The following is a 7,429-nucleotide window of genomic DNA, read 5'->3' as shown; positions in this document are numbered from 1 at the left end:
CAGCGCAGTACGCGAAGCGACAAGCGTGGGGGCCATTATTCCTCCGAAGGCGTCTGCATGACCCGGATATTCAGGGGCTTTTTCATCGTCTGGACCGCGCTGCGGTTCGGTCTTGACGAGTTGGTTCTATCAAGCTTTCAGAAGCCCGGGATCCGCTTGCTGACCCGCATCATCTCGATAGGTCGGAATCTGAAGGCTCCCCGTGGCGAACGACTTCGCGAAGCGCTTGAAAGGCTGGGCCCGATTTTTGTCAAGTTTGGGCAGGTGATGTCGACCCGCCGCGACCTGTTACCGCCCGATATCGCCGATGAGCTGGCGCGCTTGCAAGACCGGGTCCCGCCCTTTGAGTCCGCCGTGGCGGTTGCCATTATTGAAAAGGCATTTGGCAGGCCCCTGGACCGCATCTTTGCGACGTTTGAGCAAACCCCCATCGCCAGTGCTTCGATTGCCCAGGTTCACTTTGCCACGCTGCCCGGTGGCCGTGAGGTGGCTGTCAAGGTGCTGCGGCCCAACATGCTGCCGGCGATTGAGAAAGACCTGGCGCTGATGCACATGATGGCCGGCTGGGTGGAAAGTGCATCCGCCGATGGCAAGCGCCTCAGGCCGCGCGAGGTGGTGGCCGAGTTTGACAAATACCTTCATGACGAGCTGGATTTGCTGCGCGAGGCGTCCAATGCCGCGCAACTGCGCCGCAACATGCAGAACCTGAATCTCGTGATGGTTCCGGAAATGTTCTGGGACTACTGCATGCCCGATGTCATGGTGATGGAGCGCATGAAAGGTGTGCCTATCAGTCAGACCCAGCGCTTGCGCGATGCCGGTGTGGACATGAAGAAACTGGCACGCGACGGTGTCACCATTTTCTTCACCCAGGTGTTCCGTGACGGGTTTTTCCATGCCGACATGCACCCGGGTAATATCCAGGTCAGCTTGGCGCCGGAAACATTCGGCCGCTACATCTCGCTCGATTTCGGGATTGTGGGCACGCTCACCGAGGTGGACAAAGAGTATCTGGCGCAAAACTTCAGTGCTTTTTTCCAGCGCGACTACAAGCGCGTTGCCGAGCTGCATATCGAGTCAGGCTGGGTGCCTTCCAAAACCCGCGTGGATGAACTGGAAGCGGCCATCCGCGCCTGCTGTGAGCCCTACTTCGACCGTCCACTCAAGGAGCTTTCGCTCGGACTGGTGCTGATGCGGCTGTTTCAGACCTCGCGCCGTTTTCATGTGGAAATCCAGCCGCAACTGGTGCTGCTGCAAAAAACCCTGCTCAATATTGAAGGCTTGGGGCGCCAACTTGATCCAGACCTGGACCTCTGGAGCACCGCCAAGCCTTTCCTTGAAAAATGGATGCTGGCGCAGGTCGGCCCTGAAAAATTGCTGGCCGAGCTCAAGGCTGAAGCGCCGACTTACGCCAAGCTGCTGCCCGGCCTGCCGCGTCTGCTGTCGCAGTACCTGAAAACGCCGCAGGGAATAAACCGCCAGGAGCTGCAAGCACTGCTGGCCGAGCAAAAGCGTACCAACCATCTGCTGCAAAGCCTGATTTATGGTGGCTTAGGCTTTGTTCTGGGCCTGATCGCGATGCAGATCGTGCTCCGGGTCCGCATTTTCTGAAACCCGCCGTTGCAGAGCCGACAGGCGCTCTGCGGGAATCCCACCGGGGGTTAACCTGAGACGCGGGGTCAGCGGTCCGGTGCTGCATGCTTTCATGGCCCGTTATGCCTGGATATGGCCCCTGAGCGCCATGATCTGGGGCTCTTCGATGTTTGTGTTTCTTCTGAAGGCACCGATTGACGATCAGTTTGTCTGCATGCTTGTTCTGGTCGGTATGGGTGGTTTCGCGGTTGGCACTTTCTCGTCTCACTTGCGGTCCTTTTCAGGCTATGTCAATGGGCTGGGTGGGTCTGTGATGGCTGCGCTGGCCTATCAGCTGGCCCAAGCGCTCGGCCACCCCGTAGGCATGGCTTTCCAGGCCCGGGCGGGGCAGGGTCTTTTTGGTGGACTTGCAAAACCCTGCAGCGACAGCGGCTCCCTGACCCCGCGCTTTGCTAAAGCAAGCCCTGCGTGCGAGCAAGGTGGCTGGCCTGAGAGCGGCTCTTGACGTTCAGGCGCCGGAACAGCCGCCACAAATGCACTTTGACCGTGTGCTCGCTGATTTGAAGTTCTTCGGCGATGTCACGGTTGCTCAAGCCCTTGTCGAGCATCACCAGCAGCTGTTTCTGGCGCTTGGACAGCTTTTCGGTCGGTGCGGAGGGCCCCAGTTCTAATTCTTCGCTCAAAAAGACGCGCAACACATTGGCGATCTCGGTGGCCCCTGCAGATTTTTGAATATAAGCATCCGCACCCGCTTCGATGGACAGGTCTTCGTACTCCTCGGCCGGTGCAGCCGAGAGAACCACGAGCGGGACATCGGGAAACTGCAGCTTGAGTTCGCGAACACCCGACACGCCATGGGTGTCGGGCAGTTTCAGATCCAGGCAGATCAACTCGGGTACGCCATGCAGCTGGACGGCGGGCATGACAGCGGCCAGCCGGTCCAGCTCGGTCACCGTGGCCTTGCTGCTCAAACGGCGGATCAGCATGACCACTGCTTCCCGCATCAGGGGATGGTCATCTATGACAAAAATGCGCATTGATTCAAGTTTAAAGTATCGTTCCAATGGTTGCAGAGCATAACTGCTGAAAGTGAATTTCAGGATCTAAATAAGTCTGAAATTGCGGTATTTGTTTTTTCTATTTGATTCAAAAAACAACGATTTGAGCGGCTCATCATCCTGTTTCAGTTCGCAGCATTGCCCCGGTTTCCCGGCGCCCTCACTCCAGGCGCACCCCTTTGCCATCGGTGACGGTTATCTTGACGGGAATCCCTGCCTGCACGCTTTGCGTGACCGTGCAGAAATTTTCAAACTGTCCTAGTACACGGTCAAGATGCGTAAATTGCGCGCCTTCCTTTCCAAGCTGAATCGCGACGTCGATCTGTTGGACGCGCAGTCGATTGCTGTCGTTGCGATCCACGATACAGGTCGCCTTGGTCGTGATGCCGCCGGCGTCCTGCTTGAACTTTTTCAGCGAGAACAGCAAACTCGCCGACAGGCAGTTCGCCACTGCCGCCAGCAACATGTGCGTCGGCGCCGGACCCTCGCCCTCGCCGAGCGGCGCTGGTTCGTCGGCGACCAGACTGGGGATCGCATCGCCAAAGTCCACCAGGAATTGGTAGTTCTGTTTCTGCGTAATCGTGACGCTTACTGTTTCAGCCATAGAGACTTTTCATTGGAAGTTATTGTTTGCAAACCACGCTTACCGTAGCACAACCAAGGTAATCAACCTTCACGTACACCCAGTTTTTTCAATATGAGTTCAAGCGGACAGAACTGCGTGAAGCTGCTTTGCAAAAGATTGGCCCCCACAAAAACCGTGAACCATAAAAAGTATTTACTTACGAAAAGCGGGCTCTCTGGTACACCCAGCGCCAAAGAAATAAGAATGAAAATCCCTGCAAACATACGAACCATGCGATTGGTATTCATAGCCATTCCTTCTGAAAATTAATTAGCACTAAGAAAACTTCTTTCGATTTGCTGCGTAATACAGCACCGGAATCACCACCAGCGTCAGCAAGGTGGAGACGAATATACCGAAGATCAGCGAGATCGCCAAGCCGTTGAAAATCGGGTCATCCAGAATGAAGCCCGCCCCTATCATGGCCGCCAGACCCGTCAGCACAATCGGTTTGGCACGCGCCGATGCCGAATGGATCACTGCCTCGACAAACGGAATGCCCTGCGCGACCTGCAGGTTAATAAAGTCGACCAGCAGGATCGAATTTCGCACAATGATGCCGGCCAGCGCGATCATGCCTATCATCGACGTCGCCGTGTATTGCGCGCCCAGCACCGCATGGCCCGGCATCACGCCGATGATGGTGAGCGGGATGGGTGCCATGATGATCAGCGGCGTCAGGTACGACCCAAATTGCGCGACCACCAGGATGTACACCAGCACCAAACCGACTGCATAGGCCAGTCCCATGTCGCGGAAAGTCTCGTAGGTAATTTGCCATTCGCCATCCCATTTCAGCGAAAACTGACGATACGGATCGGACGGTTGTTTAATAAAATATTCGCCAAGCGGCGCACCCTGTGCGGCCGTCAGATGGTCAAGCTTGCCGCGGACCGCGAACATGCCATACAAAGGACTATCGAGTTTTCCGGCCATGTCACCTATCACATAAGACACAGGCAACATGTCCTTGTGATAAATCGTCTTCTCGCGCGTGGTCGGCTGCACTTTGACCAGTTCGGATAGCGGCACGTTGTCGCCGCTGTCGGACTTCACCGTCATCGTCAGCAGCGTGTTCAGCCTGGCCTGCTTTTCCGGCGGCAGGTTCAATCGCACCGGAATGCTGTATTTCGATTGGCCGTCATGCAGCGAAGTGATGTCTTCGCCGTCGAGTCCGACCCGCATTGTCTGCACCACATCAGAAGCGGAAATACCCAACAACGCCGCCTTGCGCTGATCGACGCGCAGCACCACTTTTTGGGCGTTGTCCTCAATCGAGTCGTCGATTCCGATGATGTCGGCGGTTTGAGAAAACGCTTGCCGCACCTGCTTGGCCAATGCGTGTCGACCGGCTTCATCCGGGCCGTAGATTTCCGCCACCAACGGCGACATGACTGGCGGCCCCGGAGGCACTTCAACCACCTTGACTTTGGCGCCATGCCGGGCCGCTATTTTTTCCAGCGTAGCGCGCACCGCACCTGCGATTTCATGGCTCTTGCGCGAGCGCTTGTGCTTGTCCAACAGGTTCACTTGCATGTCGCCCAATTCCGGAGCCTGGCGCAAATAGTATTGCCGCACCAAGCCATTGAAATTAATCGGCGCTGCAGTGCCAGCGTACCCTTGATAGTCGGTGACTTCATCGACCGTCGCCAGATAGGCGCCCATCTCGTGCAGCGCCGCACTGGTATTTTCGACCGGGGTGCCAGCCGGCATGTCGAGCACCACCTGGAACTCCGATTTGTTATCGAAAGGCAGCATCTTCAATACGACCAATTGCACGGCAGCTAGGCTGACTGAAAGCAGGATCGCTACCAGGATACCTACCCACAACAGCCGGCGGTTTCGCACGGCTTTTTTATCGGCAAGAAATGGCCGCAGCAGCTTGTTGAACCAGCGGTGCAGTTTGCTGTCGGCATGCGCCGCATGCGTCGCGTCGCCGGTGTGTGATTTTGAAAGCCGATGCGCCAGCCAAGGCGTCACGGTAAATGCAATGACCAGAGAGATCAACATGCCCATGCTGGCATTGATCGGAATCGGGCTCATGTACGGCCCCATCAGGCCGGTAACGAACGCCATCGGCAGCAGTGCGGCGATCACGGTAAACGTGGCGAGGATGGTGGGACCGCCGACTTCATCGACCGCCGTCGGTATGATCTCGGCCAGCGTTTTGTTGGGATGCAGTTCGCGATGGCGGTGAATGTTCTCGACGACGACGATCGCGTCATCTACCAGGATACCAATGGAAAAAATCAACGCGAACAGGCTGACCCGGTTCAGCGTGAAACCCCAGGCCCACGATGCGAACAGGGTCGCCGCCAGCGTCAGGATCACGGCGATGCCGACAATGGCCGCCTCGCGCATGCCTAATGCAAAAAATACCAGCACCACCACGGCGGACGTCGCGAAAATCAGCTTTTGAATCAGCTTCATCGCCTTGTCATTGGCGGTTTCGCCATAGTTGCGGGTGACGCTGACTTCCACGCCGGCCGGCACGATGGTGTTGCGCAATTCGGCAACCCGTTGCGTAATCTGCTCCGCGACCTGCACTGCGTTTTCACCGGGCTTTTTGGTGATCGAGATCGTCACCGCCGGAAATTCGCTACCCATCGCGGTCGCTTGCGTCGCCGCTGCCTTGCCCATGCCGAACCATACGTATTTCGACGGTTGCGCCGGGCCATCGACAATGCGCGCCACATCCGACAAGGTGACCGGATTGCCCTCGCTCACACCCACGACCAGTTGGCCGACTTCCTGGGCGCTCGCCAAAAAATTGCCGGTCTGGACTTCGACCGTGGCGTTGTCGGCAGCGAGCTGACCCGCCGGCAATGCAGCGTTGACGCCCAGCAGTGCCCGGCGAATGTCGTTGATTGCCAAATGATAGGCATTGAGCTTGTCGATGTCCAGCAGCACACGCACCAGACGACCGGGGCCGCCCAGGGTGGTGACTTCGCGCGTGCCGGGCACCCGCTTCAACTCGGCTTCCATGGCGTGCGCGACGCGCTCAAGCTCATACGCGCCGCGCTGGCTGTCTTTGGTCCACAGGGTCAGCGACACCACCGGTACGTCGTCGATCCCCTTGGGTTTGATCAGCGGTTCACCTACATTCAATTCACGCGGCAGCCAGTCACTGTTGGAATGGATCGTGTCGTACAGCCGCACCAGCGCTTCGGTGCGTGGAACACCTACCTTGAATTGCGCGGTGATGATCGTCATGCCCGGCTTGGACACCGAGTAAACGTGCTCAAGGCCCTGAATCTGCGAAATGACCTGCTCCGCGGGCGTTGCCACCAGTGTTTCAACATCTTTCGCCGATGCGCCGGGAAACGGAATCAGCACATTGGCCATGGTGACGTTGATCTGCGGCTCTTCCTCGCGCGGGGTCACCAGGACGGCGAACAAGCCAAGCAGCAACGCCACCAGCGCAATGAGCGGCGTCAGTTGCGAGTGCAGAAAGAATTTTGAAAGGCGGCCAGCAATACCCATAGTCTTATTTACCCTTGACCTTCAAGATACCCAGCGCCTTGAAGACGTATTTTTCATAAATCGGCTCGGAGGTGCCTTTTTTCATCTTGCGCATGAAATATTTTTCAAATGCGATCTTGGCCAGATGCACCCATTTTCCTTGCGCGAACCAGTTGACATTGCGCGGCGGAATCTGTGGCATTGCGACGAACGCAATGCCGTTATCGCCAAAGTCGGCCAAGCAGATCGCGTTCCAGGTTGCCTTGGCGCTTGGCTCGCGTCCTTGCAGTTGTTGCTGAATATTGTGAGCGGTGGCGGTCACCATTGACTCGATCATGTAGCCCGTTTTGGGCGTGCCGACCGGTATCGGCGTCACTTCGACCGGCGGTATTGCCACGCAAACGCCGACGGCATAGATATTTTTAAATTTGGAATTTCGCTGATGCTCATCGATCAGAATGAAACCGCCCGGATTGGTCAGGCCTTCGATGCCGAATACGGCATCGATACCCTTGAATGAGGGTAATATCATCGAATAGGCAAACGGCAACTCATGCTGCTTCTTTACTGCGCCGTTCTCGTCATGCTCGGCAACCAGCATCTTGCCTTCTTCCACCTTGAGTATCTTGGCGTTGCAGATCCACTTGATATGGCGCTCGCGCATGGCCGATTCCATGAGGGATTTTGAATC

At 56.8% G+C, this 7,429-nt stretch carries 6 protein-coding genes; 1 reads left to right on the top strand and 5 read right to left on the bottom strand.

Annotated features, from left to right (window positions below):
- The first annotated feature begins 57 nt into the window (after positions 1-57).
- Positions 58-1,611, top strand: a complete 1,554-nt coding sequence (gene ubiB / locus B3F77_RS09575) for a ubiquinone biosynthesis regulatory protein kinase UbiB (RefSeq protein ID WP_293604757.1) — start codon at positions 58-60, stop codon at positions 1,609-1,611.
- A gap of 434 nt (positions 1,612-2,045) precedes the next feature.
- Here ubiB and B3F77_RS09570 read toward each other — a convergent pair whose 3' ends face one another.
- The 5 genes from B3F77_RS09570 to B3F77_RS09550 form a co-directional block, all read right to left on the bottom strand.
- Positions 2,046-2,630 (bottom strand): response regulator transcription factor, encoded by a 585-nt coding sequence (locus B3F77_RS09570; protein ID WP_293604736.1) that lies wholly within the window; start codon positions 2,628-2,630, stop codon positions 2,046-2,048.
- Positions 2,631-2,811: 181 nt separating this feature from the next.
- Positions 2,812-3,255 carry an OsmC family protein gene (locus B3F77_RS09565; RefSeq protein ID WP_293604735.1) on the bottom strand — a complete coding sequence of 148 codons (444 nt, stop codon included), beginning with the start codon at positions 3,253-3,255 and terminating at the stop codon, positions 2,812-2,814.
- Positions 3,256-3,317: 62 nt separating this feature from the next.
- Positions 3,318-3,524 carry a YgaP family membrane protein gene (locus tag B3F77_RS09560; RefSeq protein ID WP_293604734.1) on the bottom strand — a complete coding sequence of 69 codons (207 nt, stop codon included), beginning with the start codon at positions 3,522-3,524 and terminating at the stop codon, positions 3,318-3,320.
- A gap of 28 nt (positions 3,525-3,552) precedes the next feature.
- Positions 3,553-6,759, bottom strand: coding sequence for an efflux RND transporter permease subunit (locus tag B3F77_RS09555; RefSeq protein ID WP_293604733.1), 3,207 nt, complete (start codon positions 6,757-6,759; stop codon positions 3,553-3,555).
- A 4-nt stretch (positions 6,760-6,763) separates the two neighbouring features.
- On the bottom strand, positions 6,764-7,429 hold a 666-nt coding region (locus B3F77_RS09550), incomplete at its 5' end, for an NAD(P)/FAD-dependent oxidoreductase (RefSeq protein WP_293604732.1).

The sequence above is a fragment of the Polaromonas sp. UBA4122 genome (genome assembly GCA_002381615.1).
GTDB lineage: Bacteria > Pseudomonadota > Gammaproteobacteria > Burkholderiales > Burkholderiaceae_C > Polaromonas.
Note: the sequence above shows the minus strand (reverse complement) of the source record. Positions and strands in the feature narration are given on the sequence as shown.

Bases quoted from the DNA above. Each gene is read 5' to 3' on its own strand.
- B3F77_RS09555 (WP_293604733.1), bottom strand. From the start codon at position 6,759: ATGGGTATTGCTGGCCGCCTTTCAAAATTCTTTCTGCACTCGCAACTG.
- B3F77_RS09565 (WP_293604735.1), bottom strand. From the start codon at position 3,255: ATGGCTGAAACAGTAAGCGTCACGATTACGCAGAAACAGAACTACCAA.
- B3F77_RS09560 (WP_293604734.1), bottom strand. From the start codon at position 3,524: ATGAATACCAATCGCATGGTTCGTATGTTTGCAGGGATTTTCATTCTT.
- ubiB (WP_293604757.1), top strand. From the start codon at position 58: ATGACCCGGATATTCAGGGGCTTTTTCATCGTCTGGACCGCGCTGCGG.
- B3F77_RS09570 (WP_293604736.1), bottom strand. From the start codon at position 2,630: ATGCGCATTTTTGTCATAGATGACCATCCCCTGATGCGGGAAGCAGTG.